Below are 17762 nucleotides of genomic sequence, written 5' to 3'. Positions count from 1 at the left end.
AGCCGGGAGAGAACGGCGCGATCATCCTGAAAGGATTCAGGAAAAGGCCATCGCGCCACGCCGTCCTATTCCATGCGCACGGTGACGAAGCGCAATTCGCCGGTCTTGTTGGAAAGCATCAGCAGCGCATTGCGCCGGCCGTCGGACTTCAGCTCTTCAACGCGCTCGGAGACGTCGTCAGGCGTATCCATCGCTTCCTGGCCGACCTCGACGATAACGTCACCCGGCTCCACCCGCCGCTCGGCGGCGGCAGAGCCTGCCTGGACCTCGGCGATCACCACGCCTTCGACATCGTCGGCAATGCCGAACTTCTTGCGGCTTTCGGCATTGAGCGTGGTCAGCTTCATGCCGAGCACCGTGTCGGTGGCGGGCAGCTCGGCTGCCGGCGGCTGATCCGTCTTCTTGTCCTCGCCGCCTTCTTCATTGGTGGTTACCGCGGCATTGGCGATGCCCTCGCCATCCTCGAGCCGTCCGAGCGTGACCTTGACCGTCTGCTCCTTGCCGTCGCGGATGATCACCACGTCGACGGCCTTGCCGACGGCACTTTCGGCGACCGCCCGCGGCAGGTCGCGCATCTCGGAGACGTCCTTGCCATCGAACTTGATGATGACGTCGCCGGCCTTGATCTCGCCCTTGGCGATCGGCCCGCCCTCGATAATGCCCGAGACCAGAGCGCCGCGCGGCGAGGCCATCTTCAGGCTTTCAGCGATATCGTCCGTCACCGGCTGGATGCGCACGCCAAGCCAGCCGCGCCGCGTCTCGCCGAAATCCTTCAGCTGCAGCACGACATTGGCGGCAAGCTCGGTCGGAACCGAGAAGCCGATACCGATCGAGCCGCCCGTCGGCGAAATGATCGCCGTGTTGATGCCGATCACCTCGCCCTGCATGTTGAACAGCGGGCCGCCCGAGTTGCCGCGGTTGATGGCGGCGTCCGTTTGGATGAAATTGTCGTAGGGGCCGGCATTGATGTTCCGGCCGCGCGCCGAGATGATGCCGACGGAGACAGAGCCGCCAAAGCCGAACGGGTTGCCGATCGCCATGACCCAATCGCCGATCCGCATCTTGCGGGAATCGCCGAAGGGTACTGCCTTCAGCGGCGTCTTCGGCTCGACCTTGAGCACCGCGAGGTCGGTCTTGGTATCCTTGCCGACGAGCTTGGCCTTCAGCTTGCTGCCATTGGCGAAGATCACTTCGATATCGTCGGCACCCTCGATCACGTGATTGTTGGTGACGATGACGCCGGCGGGATCGATGACGAAGCCGGAGCCGAGCGAATTGACGGTGCGCTGGCGGTTGCCGCCCTTGTCGCCCTGCCCCTTGAAGAACTCGTCGAAGAAGTCCTGATAGGGCGAGCCCTCCGGCACCTGCGGCGTCGGCGCATCGTCGTCGTTCTTGACGCGCTGGGACGTCGAAATGTTCACGACCGCATCAAGCAGGCCGGCCGCAAGGTCGGCGACGGATGCGGGGCCATTGCTCGGCGGGCGAACGGCGGCCGTCTGCGCCATGGCCGCATTGGACAGAAGCAGCGTGGCGGCCAGCGCCAGAGCGCCGAAGGATTTCGATCGAGTGGACAATTCGCGGAGCTCCTCACATTGTCTCGGCGGTGCGGCGCCCTTGAAGGTAGCCGCGTCATGCGATGCTCTGCAGCCCCATGCGCCCGACAAAGAGCAAGGGTCGCTGCAGCGACTTTGATTTGCCGCATAATTTATCCCACGATCGATCCCGATCGGAAGACTTATGCAGCCGGTGACAGCGACGCGATCCGGGGATCACGTTGCACCCGATCTTCCAGTGAAGATACGGCGGAATTCAGAAGCGTCCAGACACGATTTTCTGATCCGCTCGAAAGTGCGGATACGGAGCCTACAGCGCCGCGCGTCAAATATGACGCGCTAAGGACGCTGTAGCACTTCAGGCTCACTGCATAATTTCTCCTTAAATCGAATCCGATTTAAGGAATTATGCAGTAGATCAGATGGTGATCTCGTGCCCGTGCTCTTTCAGCGCCTGCACCGCTTTGTCGAGATCGGAGCCCGGCACGAAGATATAGTCGGTGCTGAAGGTCGAATTGGCAAAGACGCCGATGCCCGCGGCCGACAGCGGCCTGAGCACGGAAGAAAGCACGCCGGGCACGTCGACGCTGAAATGCTGTTCGATACGGAAGCAGCGCCAGCCGAGCGAACTCTGGGTGCTGGAAGGGACGCGCGCGGCGCGACAGACGAGGGTCATTTCCTCTCGCGAGCTGGACACGGTCCAGAAACCCGGCCCCGGCAGCCATTCCGGCATCTGGGAACCGACATTGAGACGGGTGATCGCATATTCGGCATCGACCAGCCGGATCAGCAGTTTATGTGGCATTCGCATTATCCTCGAAGCAACCAGACAAGTCCGACACCGGCGGCAACGGAAAATACCCCGGCCAGTCGAAGCTGATGCTCCGGGACATACGGCAAACGCTTCGCCAATTCCACTAAAACCAAAGGGGCCAGTGCGTACACCAGCCCCTCGATGATCAGGAAAAAAGCAATCCCGGTCAGAAAGTCGGACATTGTCCGCTTAGTTCCCGGTCGCCGGTTGCGTCTCTGTCGCAGCCGGTGCTTTGCCTTCCGAGTCATTGAAATAACGGAAGAACTCCGAATGCGGCGACAGCACGAGCGTCGTGTCCGAGCTACCGATGGACTCCGTATAGGCGGTCATCGAACGGTAGAATTCGAAGAACTTCGGATCGCGCGCAAATGCGTCGGCAAAGGTCTTCGTCCGTTCGGCTTCGCCTTCACCGCGCAGGATTTCCGATTCGCGCTGGGCGTCGGCGACGATCTCGACGACCTGACGGTCGGCGATGGCGCGGCGACGCTGGCCGGCTTCGTTACCGCGGGCACGGATCAGTTCGGCTTCCGCCAGACGCTCGGCCTTCATGCGGTCGAAGGTCTGCTGCGAGACTTCCTGCGTAAGGTCTGTGCGACGGATGCGAACGTCCTCGATGTTGAGGCCGAGCGATTCGGCATCGGTTTTGAGGTCGGCGCGAACTTCGCGCATCATCGATGCACGCTCGTCGGACAGCGCTGCCTCGAAGCCACGCAGACCGTAGACGCGACGCAGCGATGCGTCGAGACGGGTGCGCAGACGTGCCTCGGCAGAATCGCGGTCGCCCGAAACGGTTTCGCGGAAGCGACGGGGATCGGCGATCTTGTAGATGACGAAGGCGTCGACTTCATAGAACTTGCCGCCCGAAACCTGGACGCGGATGTTGTCGAGATCGAAGCGCAGGGCCTGGTCTTCGACATACTGCACGCGATCGGCATCCATGAAGGCGAAGGGCAGCTTGAAGTAGAGGCCCGGCTGGGTCTTGACGTCCTGGATCTGACCGAAGCGAACGACGATCGCCTGCTGGCGTTCGTTGACCACGAAGATCGACGAATAGAGACCGACCAGGACGACGGCGAGCAGGATCAGGATGATTGAAGTACGATTGTTGATCACTGTGCGCCTCCCGACTGTGCCGGCCGACCGATTTCATTCAGCGGCAGATAGGGCACGACGCCCTGCCCGTTCTTCTCGTCGATGATGACCTTCTTCGACTTGCCGAGAACGCCTTGCATCGTTTCGAGATAGAGACGCTTGCGGGTTACATCAGGCGCCTTTGAATATTCGTCATAAACAGAGATGAAGCGCTGGGCCTCACCTTGCGCTTCCTTGACGACGCGGCCCTTGTAGGCGGCTGCCTCTTCGCGGATCTGCGCGCCCTGACCGCGGGCCTTGCCGAGGATCTGGTTGGCGTACTGGTTGGCTTCTTCGACGAAGCGGTCTTCGTCCTGCTCGGCACGCTGCACTTCGTCGAACGCATCGGCGACTTCGCGCGGCGGGGCCGCATCCTCGATCGCCACGGTGTTGACGGAAACGCCGGCGCCGTAGCTGTCCATCGTTGCCTGGATCGTGCTCTTCACGTCGGCGGCGATCGCCTGACGGTTATCGCGGAAAATGTCCTGGGCCGGACGACGGCCGACCACTTCGCGCATCGCGCTTTCGGCGACCTGCTGCAGCGTGTCAGCCGGATTTTCGACGTTGAAGAGGTAGGCCTTCGGATCCGTGACCGAGAACAGCACCGAGAACTGAACGTTGACGATGTTCTGGTCGCCGGTGAGCATCAGGCCGGCATTGGACTGACCGCTGTTGCGGCCGCCGATGTTCTGCTGCTGCTCGGTGATCTTGACGAACTCGACGGTTTCGAGCGGCCAGAAGTGATAGTGCAGGCCCGGCATCGAGATCTCGTCCTTCGGCTTGCCGAAGCGCATTTCGACGCCGCGTTCATCCGGCTGGACGGTGTAGATCGAGTTGATCAGGATGAAGCCGACGATCAGCAGGCCGACGATGGCGAAGATGCCGCCGTTGAAACCGCCGGGAACGACGTTCTTCAGCTGATCCTGGCCACGGCGAATGATCTCTTCGAGATCCGGCGGTCCGCCCTTGCCGCCGCCACGCGGCCGGTTCGGCCCCTGGCCCCATGGCCCCTGATTGCCTCCGCCGCCGCCGCCGCCCCAAGGGCCGCCGCCGCCATTCTGATTGCTCCAGGGCATCAAAACCTCTCTTTTGAATACTGCTCACGCTGAACTGCCGCGCGAATGCACGGACGTCCACGATGTGAACCCGTTATAGGTATGACATGCACCGCTTTCAACGCGATACGCCAGAGTTCACCGTAAATGGTTCAAAATAGTTGACGAATGGCCCATTACGCGCGGCGCGCCAAACATGACGCGCCAAGGACAGCGCTTCAAACTCGCTGCATAACTTTCTCCTTAGATCGATGCCGATTTTAGGAGGCATGCATTAGCGCGTGGCCCGGCGCCGCCACGTCACGAAATGCATGGCATGGCTGTCTTTCTCGCCCTGCGGCAGGTCCTCTTCGAACACCTTGTCGAAAACGTCAGGGTCGATATCCGGAAAGCGAGTATCGCCTTCGACTTCCGCCTGAACCTCTGTGATGTGCAGGATATCGGCGACGCCGATCGATTGCCGGTAGATCTCGCCGCCGCCAATAACGCAGATCTCGTCTGCCCCTGATGCCGACGCTTCGCGCCGCGCTGCGCCCAGCGCCTCCTCCAGCGAATGCGCGACGGTCGCGCCCTCAGCAGTAAAATCTGCGCTGCGGCTGATGACGATGTTCGCTCGGCCGGGCAGCGGACGTCCGATCGAGGCCCAGGTCTTGCGCCCCATGATCACGGGCTTGCCGATCGTCAGCGCCTTGAAGCGCTTGAGATCGGTGGAAAGCCGCCACGGCAGATCGCCGTCGCGGCCGATGACGCCGTTGGCGGCAACCGCGACGACGATGGAGATTTTCGGCTCGTTGGTGCTGGTATCAGTCATGGAACCCATTCGGTTTGCTGTCGATTTCACTTGCCCTGACATAGGCTGCCCGGTCCGTGACCACCCGGATATAGCGGTCGACGACCTCACTCTCGGGCAGGATCTTGCGCATCCATTGCAGTGCGCTGGCCAAAAGCAGGTCGGCGGCGCTCATCGTCGCGCCGAGCAGATAGGTCTGTCGGTTGAGCACGTCGATCACATGGGCGCACATTTCGCTGTAGAGCCGCGCCTGCGCCGGATTGTTGATCGTCGCGCCGGTGATGTGGGCCAGCGCCGTCGGCTCGATCACGCCGGCATAATAGGCAAGCCAGGAGAGATAGGCGCCGCGCTCGGGATGCCGGGCGCCGGCCGAGACTGCATTCGGGGTGAAGGTCGGTGAGATATTGTACCACGGCCGCCGATTCCCAGATCAGCGCACCCTTGTGCAAGAGCGCCGGCACCTGCTTGTGCGGATGCGGATTGTTGTCGTCGGGTGCGCCGGTGCCATCCCAGCGGCGGATCGAGACATAGCGGATCTCGTATTCCGCGCCGATCTCCTCGAGCAGCCAGACGATACGCGACGAGCGCGACAAGGGTGCGTGGACGAGCGTCAGCATCGAAACCTCCCGACAGCGCCTCGCCGAACATGATGCGCAAAGGCCGCTGTAACATCTGAACTCCGTAAGAAACGGCAAACCCTCCCGGTCTGCCGCCGTTACGCGAATGCCCGTATCGACCGCCTGCCCGCACCCCCGAGGCGACGACGCCTCAGACGGCGATCGGCGCCTTGATGGTTGAATCAGCTTCGTAGCCGACCAGGGTAAAGTCTTCAAAACGGAACGAAAACAGATCCTTGACGTCTGGCTTGATCTGCATGGTCGGCAGCGTCTTCGGCGTGCGGGCAAGCTGCAGCCGTGCCTGGTCGAAATGGTTGTGGTAGATATGCGCGTCGCCGAAGGTATGGACGAAATCGCCCGGCTTCAGCCCGGTCACCTGCGCCACCATCATCGTCAGAAGCGCGTAGGAGGCGATGTTGAACGGCACGCCGAGGAAGATGTCGGCCGAACGCTGATAGAGCTGGCAGGAAAGCTTGCCGTCGGCGACATAGAACTGGAACAGGCAATGGCACGGCGGCAGGGCCATCTCGTCGACCAGCGCCGGGTTCCAGGCGGAAACGATATGACGGCGCGAGTTCGGATTGGTCTTCAGGCTTTCGACAAGACCGGCGATCTGGTCGATATGCCGCCCGTCCGGCGCCGGCCAGGAGCGCCACTGGTAGCCGTAGACGGGCCCGAGATCGCCGTTTTCGTCCGCCCATTCGTCCCAAATGCTGACGCCGTTTTCCTTGAGATAGGCGATATTGGTCTCGCCCTTCAGGAACCACAGCAGTTCGTGGATGATCGAGCGCAGGTGCAGCTTCTTGGTGGTCAGCACCGGGAAGCCTTGCGAAAGATCGAAACGCATCTGGTAGCCGAAGACCGAGCGCGTCCCCGTTCCCGTCCGGTCACCCCGGTCGGTTCCGCTGGTCATCACATGGTCGAGGAAGTCGAGATATTGCTGCATGGTCTGGCGCCGCCGATTCGTGTTGTCCCAAATTTAGGGTGAAGCCGGCGGCAAACCAATGTCCCGGGGGTGTTTATCCCGCATATTCAGCCGCGCTCAAAGCGGGATCAAGGAAAGTGCGCGCGGTTTTCCGCCTGCATCCCGCCTTCACAATGAACGTGATCTACAGCGTTTGCAGCTTACCGAGGTTCTTGGCCACCAGATAATAGAAGGTCACGCGTGACTTGGATCGATCTGCCGACATCGCCTTCGTCGTCGCCGAAATGGCCGCATCCGCTTCCGCACCCACGACGCCGAGCTTCTTCTCGCACCATTTTTCCCTAACGCGATCGAGTTCCTTGGGGTCCGTGGCCGACACGAGCGAGGAATCCTTGTTGCGCAGTGCAATGCCGAGATGGCGCACGATCTTGTTCACAACAGCTTCGTCGGCGCCGCTGTCATACTTCTGCACATCTGCGAGATAGTCAGTCATGATGCCTCCAGATTGATCTTGCTCGATAAACCGCAGCGCCCTTGCAGGCCGCGTGCAGCAGCCGGAGTTTTTCACGGCTGCCATTCATGTCAAGGCGTTTGGCATGTCAGGGGTTTTGGAAAAGCTGCGATATATCCGTGCTTTCCCCTTTTCTTCAGCGCCGGAAAGACCTATATGACAGATGCCGTCTTCGGGCGGCTATGGCAATAAACGGGCGGTGAAATAAACCCATTGGACCCGGGGGCGGTACCCGGCGCCTCCACCAAAAACCGGTCGAGATTTCGATGACCGGCTTTTGATGGGGGCGAAATAGGATCGACAAGGGCGTAAAGATCGACTTTTTGCTCGGCATTGTACCACCGTTATCGGGCTAAACTTATAGTTGCAAACGACAACTATGCTGAAGCACGTCTCGCTGCCTAACGGCGGTGCGACACTTCAAATCAAGTCCTTCCGGGTAGCACCGTAAGGCGGGGTCCGAAGGCACCTGGCAACAGAAGCCTTCACCTTCTCCCCCGCTTCGAAATGGTCTATAGATGCTTGAATAATTGACTCGTCATATCGAGACGGGCAATGGAAAGCCGACAGTAGAATTGAGTTCGAGAAAGACGGGAATCTCATGGGCCAGGACCACATTCGCTACGACATTCTGGCGCAGGACGCGCTTCGCGGCGTCATCCGCAAGGTGCTGACCGAGGTTGCGGCCACCGGCCACCTGCCCGGCGAGCACCATTTCTTCATCACCTTCCTGACCGGCGCGCCGGGTGTTCGCATCTCGCAGCACCTGAAATCCAAGTATCCCGAGCAGATGACCATCGTCGTGCAGCACCAGTTCTGGGAACTCAAGGTTTCCGAGGCCGGCTTCGAAATCGGCCTGTCCTTCTCCGATACGCCGGAGCGGCTGGTCATTCCGTTCAATGCCATTCGCGGCTTCTACGACCCCTCGGTCAATTTCGAACTCGAATTCGACGTGGCGACGGCCGAAGAGGAAGAGGCCGAATCGGCGGAGATCACCGCCTATCCCGTTCCTGAAACCGATGGCGAAGTGCCGCCCAAGGACCCGGAAAAATCCGGCGACGCCAAGAACGGCGGCGGCTCGGTGGTTTCGCTCGACTCCTTCCGCAAGAAGAACTGAGGCAAGCGAAAGGACGCGGCATGAGTGGTGACGTCGTCAATCTACGCCAGTTCCGCAAGCGCAATGCCCGCGCCGAAAAAGAAAAGCAGGCCGAACAGAACCGCATCTCGTTCGGCCGCACCAAGGCCGAGAAATCGCTGACCGACGCCTTGAATGCGAAGGCGGCAAAGGCCCTCGACCAGGGGCGCCGCGAACCTTCCGGCGATCGACCTGACGAGGCCGAGGACTGAAGCGCCGCGCGCACGAACGGCTGCGGAACGTTTAAAGCGTTACAGCGACCTTTGCGCGTCTAATAAGACGCGCGGCGCTGTAGAGATCGCGACGCGCTTTAGAACGTCGAACCCGGCGCACGACCTGCAAAAAAGCGATTCCGCTTCAATGACTTGCAGCAACGTCCCGAATCAAACCGCCAACGACTTGAATCAATTTGCGAGCTCCGGCGATGATCCGAAAACACTCCGCCACCTTGCACGGCCACCGCACCAGCTTCTCGCTGGAAGATCCGTTCTGGTTGGAGCTGAAGACGATCGCGGCCGCCCGCGCCATGCCGATCGCCCAACTGATCGTCGAGATCGACGATGCGCGTGGCGCCGACAGCAACCTGTCTTCGGCGCTCCGCGTCTACGTTCTCGACTGGATCAAGGCGAATATAGAGCTGTCAGCGGCCAGCGACACTTGACGGCTCTTCGCCTGGCTCATCGCGGCCGCTTCCGAATGTCTCGGTGAAGACGCCTGCAAGCCCCTCGCGCAGCTGGTTTGCCATCGCCCTGATGCCGCCCGGCCGACGCAAATACTCGACCAGGCAAACCCGGTTGCGCCCGGTATTCTTGGCGAGATAGAGCTGGTCGTCGGCGATCTTGAAGACATCCTCATAGTGGGCGGGATAGCTGAACAGCGCCACACCGACGCTGACAGTGACTGGCTCTGCGCCCGGCGCGATCGCCTGCCCGCGCTCGGCCACCGCCAACCGAATTCGCTCCGCCATCGCCCCTATCGTTTCGGGACGGGCATAGGGAACGAAAACGCCGAATTCCTCTCCGCCGAGGCGCCCCGTCAGGCCGCTACCGTCCACTGCCTGGCGCATCTCGGTTGCTATCGCCACCAATGCCTGATCGCCGGCCAGATGGCCGTGGCAATCGTTGATGCGTTTGAAGTGGTCGGCGTCCAGCACCATCAGCGCCGACGTCGGCGGAAACGGCTCGAGGTCCTGATCGGCAAAGAATGCGGTGACATCCGATGTGAAGGCGGCACGGTTGAGACAGCCCGTCAGGCCGTCATAGCGACTGGCCAGCGTCAGAAGATCGTTGGCAAGTGCCAACTGTTGGAGCTTGATGCCGATGAAGGCGAAAAGCGGGATGGCCAGCAGCAGCGGAATGAACAGCGCAAGGCGCATTGAGGTCGCCATCAGCTCGCCGCCGAACGGGACGATGTAGTAATAAGTGATGAGAAGGGCAACGGCCGTGCAGCCGGCAGTGCCTGAAAACGTCCAGTTCATGATCCAGATGATCGCGCGGCGATCAAGGCCCTGCTCCAGCGACTTCATGCCACCCCCCGTTGCAGGCCTCACTGTGAAGGCAGGATGCTAACTCCTGCTCAATCAATCCATTAGGATTTTAGGGGTCTCCCCATTTCAGCGCGCAAAAGCAGGCATTCGGCGCAGGAGCGGGATTGCCTTCACAAACCAGATGCATGCCTCAGCACCCGTCCCTGAACACACCAATCCGGGAAAATTTGAAGCACACGCCGACAGAAACATAGACTTGAGATTGCAACTGTGGCCCATCCCACCGGTTTCTGTGTGCTTGGCGCCACAGCTCGGGCATTTCGGTAACGCTTGATCCGGCAATAAACGCGAATGGGCTTGTTTAGACTGCACTAATTTCAAACAATCATACAGTTGCCAGCGCACGAGAGTCGCTGGCTGGACAGGAGAGGGAGGAACCCATGAAGCTCTATGCTCGTATCGGTCTGGCCACGTGTTTGACTTTGTCATCGGCCGCCATCGCCAGCGCCGCCGATATCGCACCCCTTCTTGCACCCACAGCCCAACAGCAGGAGACGGAGAGCGGCTGGAAGTTCACCGTTGCACCCTACTTCTGGATGGCGGGCCTGACGGGCGACACCGCCCAGTTCGGTCTCCCTGAGGTGCACATCGATTCAAGCTTCGGAGATATCTGGGACCATCTCGATTTCGCTTTCATGGCGACGGGCGAAGCCCGCAACGGGCCCTACAGCATCTTCGGCGACGTGATCTATACCGACCTTTCCGCCGACGGCCACACGCCGAACGGCATTCTTGCCAATAGCGTCGATGTGAAATCGAAGACCTTTGCCGGATTGCTTGGCGTCGGTTATGCGATCTACGAAGATCAATCGTCCAACCTGGATTTCGTCGGCGGCCTGAAAGTCTGGTCGGTTGATTCGACGCTTTCGTTCTCAGGCGGCCTGCTCAACGGTAGGAAACGCGAAGACAGTGCGACATGGGTCGATGCGGTCGCGGGCTTGCGCGGCGCCTATTACTTCACGCCCGAGTTCTATATGACCGGCTGGGGGCTGGTCGGTGCGGGCGGCGCGGATCTCGACTGGGATGCAGCGCTCGGTCTCGGCTACAAGTTCACGGATACGATCTCAGTCGTCGCCGGCTACCGCGCACTCGGCGTCGACTACAGCGACGACGGCTTCAAGTTCGACGCCGTGCAACACGGACCGATCCTCGGCGTTGCCATCCACTTCTGAACCGGGACGCGGCGACGCTTCGCAATCCTGGCCGAAAGATTCTATGCTCCAATGCGAGCTGGAGACCCAAGCATTTCCAGGAAAAGTGCGAGGCGGTTTTCCGTCAGGAAATGCGTAAGAACAAAGAGACAGAGCATTTCTGCGACTCCGCTTAAACTGGAAACGATCCAAGCGTGATCGTCCGGTGTGAGCACGCGGGCGACAAACCGCACAGCTGCACGCCCGACGGCACGCACAGCTACAGCGACCTTTGCGCGTCTTATTAGACGGGCAAAGGTCGCTGTAGCACTTTGAATTGCTGCCTGTTGTTATCCTTAAATCGAATAGGATTTAAGGAACCATGCAGTAGGCCAACGCCTATGCGGCGCGCAACCGCGATGCCGGCAAGACTATTGCACGGTAATGTCGGGCAAGACGTCGAAATTCAGCCCCTGGCCGCCCGGTTTCTGCGGGCCTTCGACGGTACCTGTATTCGGCTGCGCCTGCGCTGGCGCGCCCAGCTGCTGTTGCTGCTGGCGTTCGCGTTCGGCCTGAGCAGCCTCTTCCGCCGCCTTGCGGGCCGCCTCGGCGCGGGCGGCGAGATCCGCCTTCACCCGCTCCGCCTCGACTGCCGCAGCGGCGCGGCGCCGTTCTTCGGCGATCGCCCGCAGGCGCTCGACTTCACGCTGCTGCGCCTTTGCCTTGTAGAGCTGCACCTCGCGGCGCAGCCGCTGCTTCTCAAGCACGTTGGCCTGCAGCGTCTCGACGCGCCGGCGCTCGCGCTCGAAGGCCCGAAGCGAGAGGAAATTCGAGAGATCGGCAACATCGAGGCTGACGCCTGGCGATGCCAGCAGTCCCGCGAAGCCGAGCCGCACGCGCGGCTCAGCGCCAGCAAGCGCCTCGTCACCCGGACGGAAAGTCATGTCGATGCCGGCATCGATGCGTTCTGCCGCAAGGTCGAGCGACGCCTCGCCGGCAAAAGCTGCGTTGCCGTCGGCGGCCGTCACGTTCTGTGCCCGCAGCACGCCGCCGGCGATGCTGAAGGGCACCTTGACCACACCGACGACCGACTGGCCCGAAAACACCGTCGCCTCCGCCGCCTGGCGGATCGCGTCAGCTGAAATCTCCATCTTCAGCGCATCGGCAGTCGCCATCAACTGCGGCAGGGCGGCGCTGTTGATGCCGTTGAGTGTCACGCCGTTGAAGGTCGCAGTGCCCGAGCCGCTTGCCGAATGCGCCATGGCTTGCGCGTTCGCGCCCGATGCCTCCAGCGCCACGGACAGGTCGAAGGTGCCGGTGGCAACCGGCGCGCCTGCCCGCATCCAGCCCGCCTGCGCCAGATCGCCGCCCTTGACGTCGAGACGCGAGCGCAGGAAGCCGGAACCGTTGGCATTGCCGATCTGCACCCGGCCCTCAAGTTTGCCGCCGAGCCAGTCGCCGGTCGCGTCGGTGAAGGCGATCTCGTCGCCCTTCCATTCCATCTTGCCGACAAAATTTCCAACGGCGCCGTAGAAGCCCGGCCAGAAATTGGCCGCCTGCACATCCAGGGCCACGTTGAGGCCGGTCCAGGCCGCCTGGGCGACCGGCGTTTTCGACAGCGCGCCGGTCGACATGTCCTGAACCTGGCCGAGGATGCCCTCGGCGAGCCAGGCGAGATCGAGCGTTGCAAGGTTGATCTGGCCCTCCGCCTTGCCCGGCACCTTGCGGTCGATCGTCAGCGCGCCTGCAAAGCCGTTGTTATCCGCCTTGCCTTCGACCGTTGTAAGGGCGATCGCCTCCGGTGTCGTCGCCACGTCGGCCGAAACAGAGATCGGCAGGCCACTGCCCGTCTGTGGCAGGGCGATGCCCTGCTGCAGCAGATAAGGTTCGAGGTCTTCCGTCTGCAGCGTCAGCTTGGCCTGGCCCTCGAGGAAATGGTCGCGCGAAAGATCGAAGCTGCCCTTGGCGGCAAGCGCCGTCTTCTCAGTGGTAAAGGTCACCGTGCCATTGGCGTTGGAGCCATCGGTGCTCTGCAGCTTGACCGAGAGGATGCCGTTGGCGTCCGCATCGAATGGCAGCGGATCGAACCCGGCCTGGCCGAGCAGCAACAGCGTCTGCGGGTTTTCGAGCGTCGCTTCGAGCAGCATGCCCTTGCCGGCAAGCGCCTGGGCCATGTCGGGCGCCTGATAGCTGGCGGCGATCTTGGTGCCGTTGGCCGTGCCGAAGATGCCGAAGGTCGCGGGCGCGTTGCCTTCCTTGTTGCCGGCGGTCAGCGTCACGTCGAAGGCGGCGTCCGTGTAGTACGGGCCAGCCTTGGTCAGCCGACGAAGGGCCGGATGATCGACGGCGTGCCGGCCGATCATTTCCAGGAACGGCGTCAGATCGTTGGCCGCGAGCTTCATCTTGGCCGAAATGACGGGCTTTGCGAGATCGCCGCTGGCGCGGCCGGAAAAGGCAAGCTGCGCGCCGGCAAGCGAGCCGATCGCCACGCGCTCGGCCTGTAGCTGGCCGTTCTTGAGCGTCACCACCGCCTGAACGTCGCGGGCATCTTCGCCGAAGGCGGAGAACTCGTCGGCCGAAAGGTCGGCAGCGATCGCGTGCTGCATCAATGTCGAGGTCGAGGCATCGCCGGCGACGAGGCCAGCCAGCGCCTGCAAGGCTTCGAGATCGATGCGGTTGCCGTTCAGCTGCAGCGAAAGGTTCGGCTGCTGCTCGGCGAAGGACTGGCGCTCGAGCCGCCCCTTGAGGCTGGCATCGCCGGCCGCGACTTCAAGGTTTTCGAACTGCTGCAGCGTGTCGGTCAGGTTGACGGTTGCCGAAAAACCCGCGGTCTTCAGCTTGCGGATGGCCGGGTCGACAGAGCCGGCCAGCCAGCTCGCCAGCCCCGACGGCTGGTTGGACGCGAGCAGCAGGTCGCCGCGGAAGGAGCGCTGACCCTTGAGGTTGAGCCGTCCCTTGGCCTCGAGCTGGGTGCGACCGGGCAGAAGCGCCACGACATTGTCGATTACCCATCCGGCGCCATCAGGCTGTACGTCGATGCGCACGTCGCGCACCGTCGTATCGCCGATGACGATCGCCGGCAGCTTCAAACTGGCCCTGCCCGGCACCTGCGGAATGGGAATGTCGGCAGCGATCGCCAGCATCGCTTCCAGCCGCTGGCGCATGGAGATCGCCGGGTCGCGCCCGGTCTTGCCGTTGCTGCCGGAATTGCCGATGCGGCTGACGTCGATCTGCTGGCCGTCGGCAATTAGCAGGAACTTCTGCTCCTTGCCGGTGTCGAGCGTCGCCTCGCCGGTCACCACGTAAGGATCATCCGAAGGACCGACCTCGAAGCGATACTCCGGCACACGGATGCTCTCATTGGTCAGCTGGAAATCGCCGTTGATGCGCAGCGGCGCATGGTCGTCGACTTCTTTGGCCTCGCCCTGCGGGCGGTTTTCGGTCAGCGTGAAGCGGCCGCCGTAAAGCGGCTTGAAGTCGACGATCTTCAGCGCGCCATCGAGCTCGACGCCGAATGGACGCTTGTCCGGCGTCACCCGCGCCTTGAGGCTGAGCGCGCCCGCCTCGTCCACCTTGTTACTGGCAAAGGCAAAACTGCCGGCCTCGCCGTCCAATGCCGCACGACCTTCGACCTTCCAGGGGCCGGCCAGCGACCGGGCCGAAAGATCGGCGGCAAGGTCGGTCACGCGCCGGGTGCGGCCGGTCTGCTCGTCGATGAATTCGATCTCGCCCTGGGTGATCTCTACGTTTTCAAGCACCACCGTCTTGGCGGGGATCGCCGTGCGCGTACCACGCGCCCAGTCGAGCGTACCGTCGGAAAGCAGCCGGACCTTGGCCTTGGGCCGGTCGAGGCGCATGTCGAAGATTAGCGCTTCGCCACTCAGGAACGGCGCAAGCTCCGCGCTCATCGAGAATTGTTCGACCTGGATCAGCGGTTCGCGCGCATCGCTGCCGCCGACACGCACGTCGTTGAGCGTCACGGTCGGGAACGGGATCAGGCGTGCGTCGACGCGGCCGTGCACGACGACGGGTTTGCCCATGATGCGGCTAGCCTCGCGCTCGAATTCCTTGCGGAAACCCGTCCAGTCGATGAACCACGGGGCGATCAGCGCCGCAAAGAGCGCAACAACCACAAGACCGCCGATGGCAACCAGAATTCGCGAAAGCACCGTGCCTACATTCCCATCAAGTTCTCGGGGCGCCTGTCGACGCCGTCTGCGTCCATATGAACGCCAAAGGGACGTTTCCGTCCATTACAATTGCGCGGGCGCGCCCGCCTTTGCCCCAAAGGGGTAGTGGCCGCGCGGCCGCGTGTCCCCTCGCCCGTCGTCTCGCGTCAGGCGAAGATCTTGCCGGGGTTGAAGATATTCTGCGGGTCGAGAGAACGCTTGACCTGCCGCATCAGATCCAGCGCGTCGCCGAGTTCGGCTTCGAGGAACGGCATCTTGCCCTGACCGATGCCGTGTTCGCCGGTGCAGGTCCCGTCCATCGACAGCGCCCGCGCATTCAGCCGCTCGACGAAGGCCTCGGCCCGCGCCACGTCGGCGGCGTCCTTGTCGTCAAACAGCAGGCCGACGTGGAAGTTGCCGTCGCCCGCGTGGCCGACGATCGGTGCCGTCAGACCGTGCTGGGCGATGTCGTCATGGGTCGCCGCAACGCAATCGGCCAGCCGCGAGATCGGCACACAGACATCGGTGGAGAGAATTGCAGCCCCGGGGATCAGGCTCTTCTGGGCCCAGTAGGCGTTGTGCCGCGCCTTCCACAGCCGCGCCCGCTCTTCCGGGTTGGTCGTCCAGATGAAGCCGCTAGAGCCGAATTCCGACGCAATTTCGGCAAAGTGCCGCGATTGCATCTCGACGCTCTCGCTGTTCCCATGGAATTCGACAAAAAGCGTCGGCGTTTCCTCATAGGAAAGGCCGGAGTAGCCGTTGCACGCCTTCATCTGCAAAGCGTCCAACAGCTCGATGCGGGCGACCGGAATGCCGGACTGGATCGTCAGGATCACCGCGTTGCAGGCATCGGCAATCGTCGGGAACGGGCAGACGCCGCCGGAGATGACCTCGGGAATGCCCTGCAGCCGGAGCGTGATCGAGGTGATGATGCCGAGCGTGCCCTCGGCCCCGACGAAGAGCCGGGTCAGGTCATAGCCGGCAGACGACTTGCGTGCCCGATGCGCGGTGCGCACCTCGCGCCCGTCTGATGTCACCACCGTCAGCGCCAGCACATTGTCCTTCATCGTGCCGTAGCGCACCGCGTTGGTGCCGGACGCCCGCGTCGAGGCCATGCCGCCGATCGAGGCGTTGGCGCCGGGATCGATCGGGAAGAACAGGCCGGTGTCGCGCAGATAGGTGTTCAGCTCCTCGCGGGTGATGCCGGGCTCGACCCGGCAATCCAAGTCTTCCGCGTTGACCTCGAGCACCCGGTTCATCCGCATCATGTCGACGGAAATGCCACCGTTCGGCGCGTTGACGTGGCCCTCGAGCGAGGATCCGGTGCCAAAGGGAATGAGCGGCACGGCATTTGCGGCTGCGATCGCAACGATCTCGCGCACCTCGTCGGCACTCTCGGGGAAGACGACGCCATCGGGAAGCTGCGCCGGGATGTAGGTGGTGGTGTGGGCATGCTGGGCACGGATCGCTTCGCCCGTCTGGAACCGATCGCCGAATCGGGCAGCAAGCTGCCCCTTTGCGGTTTCGATCCCGGTTTCGTTTCTCGAGCCAGCTCTGATCGCCTTCAATGCCACGGAAAACGTCCCTTCTTCATGCCATTCGCGCTGCCCCATTCCGACATAGGGGAAGCGCTTTCATTTCAAGGCGCTACTGTGCAAATCGGAATCACTTTGTCCAGACGTTCACGCAGTCTCCGGCAGACTATCGCGTGAAAACGCCGCTGGTGAGACCTGAGTGTCACAAAGCTTTCGCATTGCGACGGATAACGTCGATCAGAATTCCCTCCCGGATCTGCCCTTGAGCCGGCAGCTCTGCGCCCAACGACGACACCTATCGTTGTGCAGCCCCTGACGGTATATACTGAAGGGAGAGAGGAGAAGGTCAAATGCTCGGTCTGCTCGCTTTGTTTACCGCAGCGGTATTCTTCGGCGCCGCCGTCTACATCAACGTCGCCGAACACCCGGCAAGGCTTCACCTCGATGAGCGGCCCTCGCCCAATGGGTGCCGGCCTACCGGCGAGGTTTCGAGATGCAAGCCTCGCTCGCAATCATCTCGGGCCTGCTCGGCGCTGCCGCATGGTGGCAGAGTGACAATGCACTTTGGGGCCTAGGGGCAGCAATCATCATTCTGAACTGGCCCTACACGATCCTCGTCATCATGCCGATCAACCGACGCCTCGAGGCAACGCGGCCGGATGAGGCGAGCGAGGAAACCCGCGCGCTTCTCCGCCGCTGGGCGAGGCTCCACGCCGGCAGGAGTGCGCTGGGCGCGATCGCAGCGGTGGTCTTTCTGATCGCCGCCTGGCTTGAACTTCAGGGTTAGCGCTTTTTAGAGCCAGGGAGCAGCGCGACAGGCGGTCAGCGTTGACATCTTCGCTGCCGACGCT

15 protein-coding genes, 1 other RNA gene and 2 pseudogenes are annotated in these 17762 nt (G+C 62.2%); 6 read left to right on the top strand and 12 right to left on the bottom strand.

Translation table 11 applies throughout. The annotated features are described in order from the left end of the window. Positions 1-65: 65 nt before the first annotated feature. The 9 genes and pseudogenes from BKP54_RS24535 to BKP54_RS24495 all read right to left on the bottom strand — a co-directional run bounded on the left by BKP54_RS24535 (position 66) and on the right by BKP54_RS24495 (position 7378). A complete protein-coding gene (locus BKP54_RS24535; RefSeq protein WP_057217699.1) occupies positions 66-1574 on the bottom strand; it encodes a DegQ family serine endoprotease in 1509 nt (502 codons plus the stop codon). A 397-nt stretch (positions 1575-1971) separates the two neighbouring features. Next, the gene (locus BKP54_RS24530; protein ID WP_025427669.1) at positions 1972-2358 is read right to left on the bottom strand and encodes an ACT domain-containing protein; all 387 of its coding nucleotides are present in this window, start codon (positions 2356-2358) and stop codon (positions 1972-1974) included. A 5-nt stretch (positions 2359-2363) separates the two neighbouring features. Next, a complete protein-coding gene (locus BKP54_RS24525) occupies positions 2364-2549 on the bottom strand; it encodes a DUF2065 domain-containing protein (protein ID WP_025427670.1) in 186 nt (61 codons plus the stop codon). A 7-nt stretch (positions 2550-2556) separates the two neighbouring features. Next, positions 2557-3480: a protease modulator HflC gene (locus tag BKP54_RS24520; protein ID WP_025427671.1), complete on the bottom strand. Its 924-nt coding sequence runs from the start codon at positions 3478-3480 to the stop codon at positions 2557-2559. Continuing rightward, positions 3477-4574, bottom strand: coding sequence for an FtsH protease activity modulator HflK (gene hflK / locus BKP54_RS24515; protein ID WP_025427672.1), 1098 nt, complete (start codon positions 4572-4574; stop codon positions 3477-3479). The genes BKP54_RS24520 and hflK overlap by 4 nt, the downstream gene beginning before the upstream one ends. Before the next feature lie 253 nt (positions 4575-4827). Further along, positions 4828-5364, bottom strand: coding sequence for a dihydrofolate reductase (locus BKP54_RS24510; RefSeq protein WP_025427673.1), 537 nt, complete (start codon positions 5362-5364; stop codon positions 4828-4830). Continuing rightward, positions 5357-5960 (bottom strand): annotated as a pseudogene (locus BKP54_RS24505) (glutathione S-transferase). Before BKP54_RS24505 ends, BKP54_RS24510 begins: the two are co-directional and overlap by 8 nt. A gap of 151 nt (positions 5961-6111) precedes the next feature. Further along, a complete protein-coding gene (locus BKP54_RS24500) occupies positions 6112-6906 on the bottom strand; it encodes a thymidylate synthase (RefSeq protein WP_025427675.1) in 795 nt (264 codons plus the stop codon). A gap of 163 nt (positions 6907-7069) precedes the next feature. Continuing rightward, positions 7070-7378, bottom strand: a complete 309-nt coding sequence (locus tag BKP54_RS24495; RefSeq protein WP_025427676.1) for a DUF2853 family protein — start codon at positions 7376-7378, stop codon at positions 7070-7072. 144 nt (positions 7379-7522) lie between these two features. Here BKP54_RS24495 and ssrA point away from each other — a divergent pair. The 4 genes from ssrA to BKP54_RS24475 all read left to right on the top strand — a co-directional run bounded on the left by ssrA (position 7523) and on the right by BKP54_RS24475 (position 9192). After that, positions 7523-7886, top strand: a transfer-messenger RNA (tmRNA) gene (gene ssrA, locus BKP54_RS24490). A gap of 111 nt (positions 7887-7997) precedes the next feature. Beyond that, positions 7998-8513 carry an SspB family protein gene (locus BKP54_RS24485; protein WP_025427677.1) on the top strand — a complete coding sequence of 172 codons (516 nt, stop codon included), beginning with the start codon at positions 7998-8000 and terminating at the stop codon, positions 8511-8513. A 20-nt stretch (positions 8514-8533) separates the two neighbouring features. Then, entirely contained in the window at positions 8534-8743 is a 210-nt protein-coding gene (locus tag BKP54_RS24480; protein WP_025427678.1) for a DUF4169 family protein, read from the top strand. 212 nt (positions 8744-8955) lie between these two features. Then, positions 8956-9192: a ribbon-helix-helix domain-containing protein gene (locus BKP54_RS24475; RefSeq protein WP_025427679.1), complete on the top strand. Its 237-nt coding sequence runs from the start codon at positions 8956-8958 to the stop codon at positions 9190-9192. Here BKP54_RS24475 and BKP54_RS24470 read toward each other — a convergent pair. Continuing rightward, positions 9172-10056 (bottom strand): GGDEF domain-containing protein, encoded by an 885-nt coding sequence (locus BKP54_RS24470; RefSeq protein WP_025427680.1) that lies wholly within the window; start codon positions 10054-10056, stop codon positions 9172-9174. The two genes, BKP54_RS24475 and BKP54_RS24470, sit on opposite strands and share 21 nt — an antisense overlap. 401 nt (positions 10057-10457) lie before the next feature. Between BKP54_RS24470 and BKP54_RS24465 the strand changes: the two genes are divergently transcribed. After that, a complete protein-coding gene (locus BKP54_RS24465) occupies positions 10458-11249 on the top strand; it encodes a hypothetical protein (RefSeq protein ID WP_025427681.1) in 792 nt (263 codons plus the stop codon). A 389-nt stretch (positions 11250-11638) separates the two neighbouring features. Here the strand turns inward: BKP54_RS24465 and BKP54_RS24460 are convergent, their stop codons facing one another. Both BKP54_RS24460 and BKP54_RS24455 read right to left on the bottom strand, forming a co-directional pair. After that, positions 11639-15376: an AsmA-like C-terminal region-containing protein gene (locus BKP54_RS24460; protein ID WP_025427682.1), complete on the bottom strand. Its 3738-nt coding sequence runs from the start codon at positions 15374-15376 to the stop codon at positions 11639-11641. Between the two features lie 167 nt (positions 15377-15543). After that, entirely contained in the window at positions 15544-16950 is a 1407-nt protein-coding gene (locus tag BKP54_RS24455) for an FAD-linked oxidase C-terminal domain-containing protein (protein ID WP_025427683.1), read from the bottom strand. A 311-nt stretch (positions 16951-17261) separates the two neighbouring features. Between BKP54_RS24455 and BKP54_RS24450 the strand changes: the two are divergent. Further along, positions 17262-17698, top strand: a pseudogene (locus BKP54_RS24450) (DUF1772 domain-containing protein). The last annotated feature ends 64 nt before the right edge of the window (positions 17699-17762 follow it).

Origin of the sequence: Ensifer sp. 1H6 (genome assembly GCF_001976035.1) — a bacterium.
Classification (GTDB): Bacteria; Pseudomonadota; Alphaproteobacteria; order Rhizobiales; family Rhizobiaceae; genus Ensifer; species Ensifer canadensis.
This window is presented reverse-complemented; position numbering and strand designations above follow the sequence as displayed.

Excerpts from the sequence above, each read along its gene's own strand:
- BKP54_RS24530 (WP_025427669.1), bottom strand. The coding sequence starts at position 2,358 with ATGCCACATAAACTGCTGATCCGGCTGGTCGATGCCGAATATGCGATC.
- BKP54_RS24525 (WP_025427670.1), bottom strand. The coding sequence starts at position 2,549 with ATGTCCGACTTTCTGACCGGGATTGCTTTTTTCCTGATCATCGAGGGG.
- hflK (WP_025427672.1), bottom strand. The coding sequence starts at position 4,574 with ATGCCCTGGAGCAATCAGAATGGCGGCGGCGGCCCTTGGGGCGGCGGC.
- BKP54_RS24510 (WP_025427673.1), bottom strand. The coding sequence starts at position 5,364 with ATGACTGATACCAGCACCAACGAGCCGAAAATCTCCATCGTCGTCGCG.
- BKP54_RS24500 (WP_025427675.1), bottom strand. The coding sequence starts at position 6,906 with ATGCAGCAATATCTCGACTTCCTCGACCATGTGATGACCAGCGGAACC.
- BKP54_RS24495 (WP_025427676.1), bottom strand. The coding sequence starts at position 7,378 with ATGACTGACTATCTCGCAGATGTGCAGAAGTATGACAGCGGCGCCGAC.
- BKP54_RS24485 (WP_025427677.1), top strand. The coding sequence starts at position 7,998 with ATGGGCCAGGACCACATTCGCTACGACATTCTGGCGCAGGACGCGCTT.
- BKP54_RS24480 (WP_025427678.1), top strand. The coding sequence starts at position 8,534 with ATGAGTGGTGACGTCGTCAATCTACGCCAGTTCCGCAAGCGCAATGCC.
- BKP54_RS24475 (WP_025427679.1), top strand. The coding sequence starts at position 8,956 with ATGATCCGAAAACACTCCGCCACCTTGCACGGCCACCGCACCAGCTTC.
- BKP54_RS24470 (WP_025427680.1), bottom strand. The coding sequence starts at position 10,056 with ATGAAGTCGCTGGAGCAGGGCCTTGATCGCCGCGCGATCATCTGGATC.
- BKP54_RS24465 (WP_025427681.1), top strand. The coding sequence starts at position 10,458 with ATGAAGCTCTATGCTCGTATCGGTCTGGCCACGTGTTTGACTTTGTCA.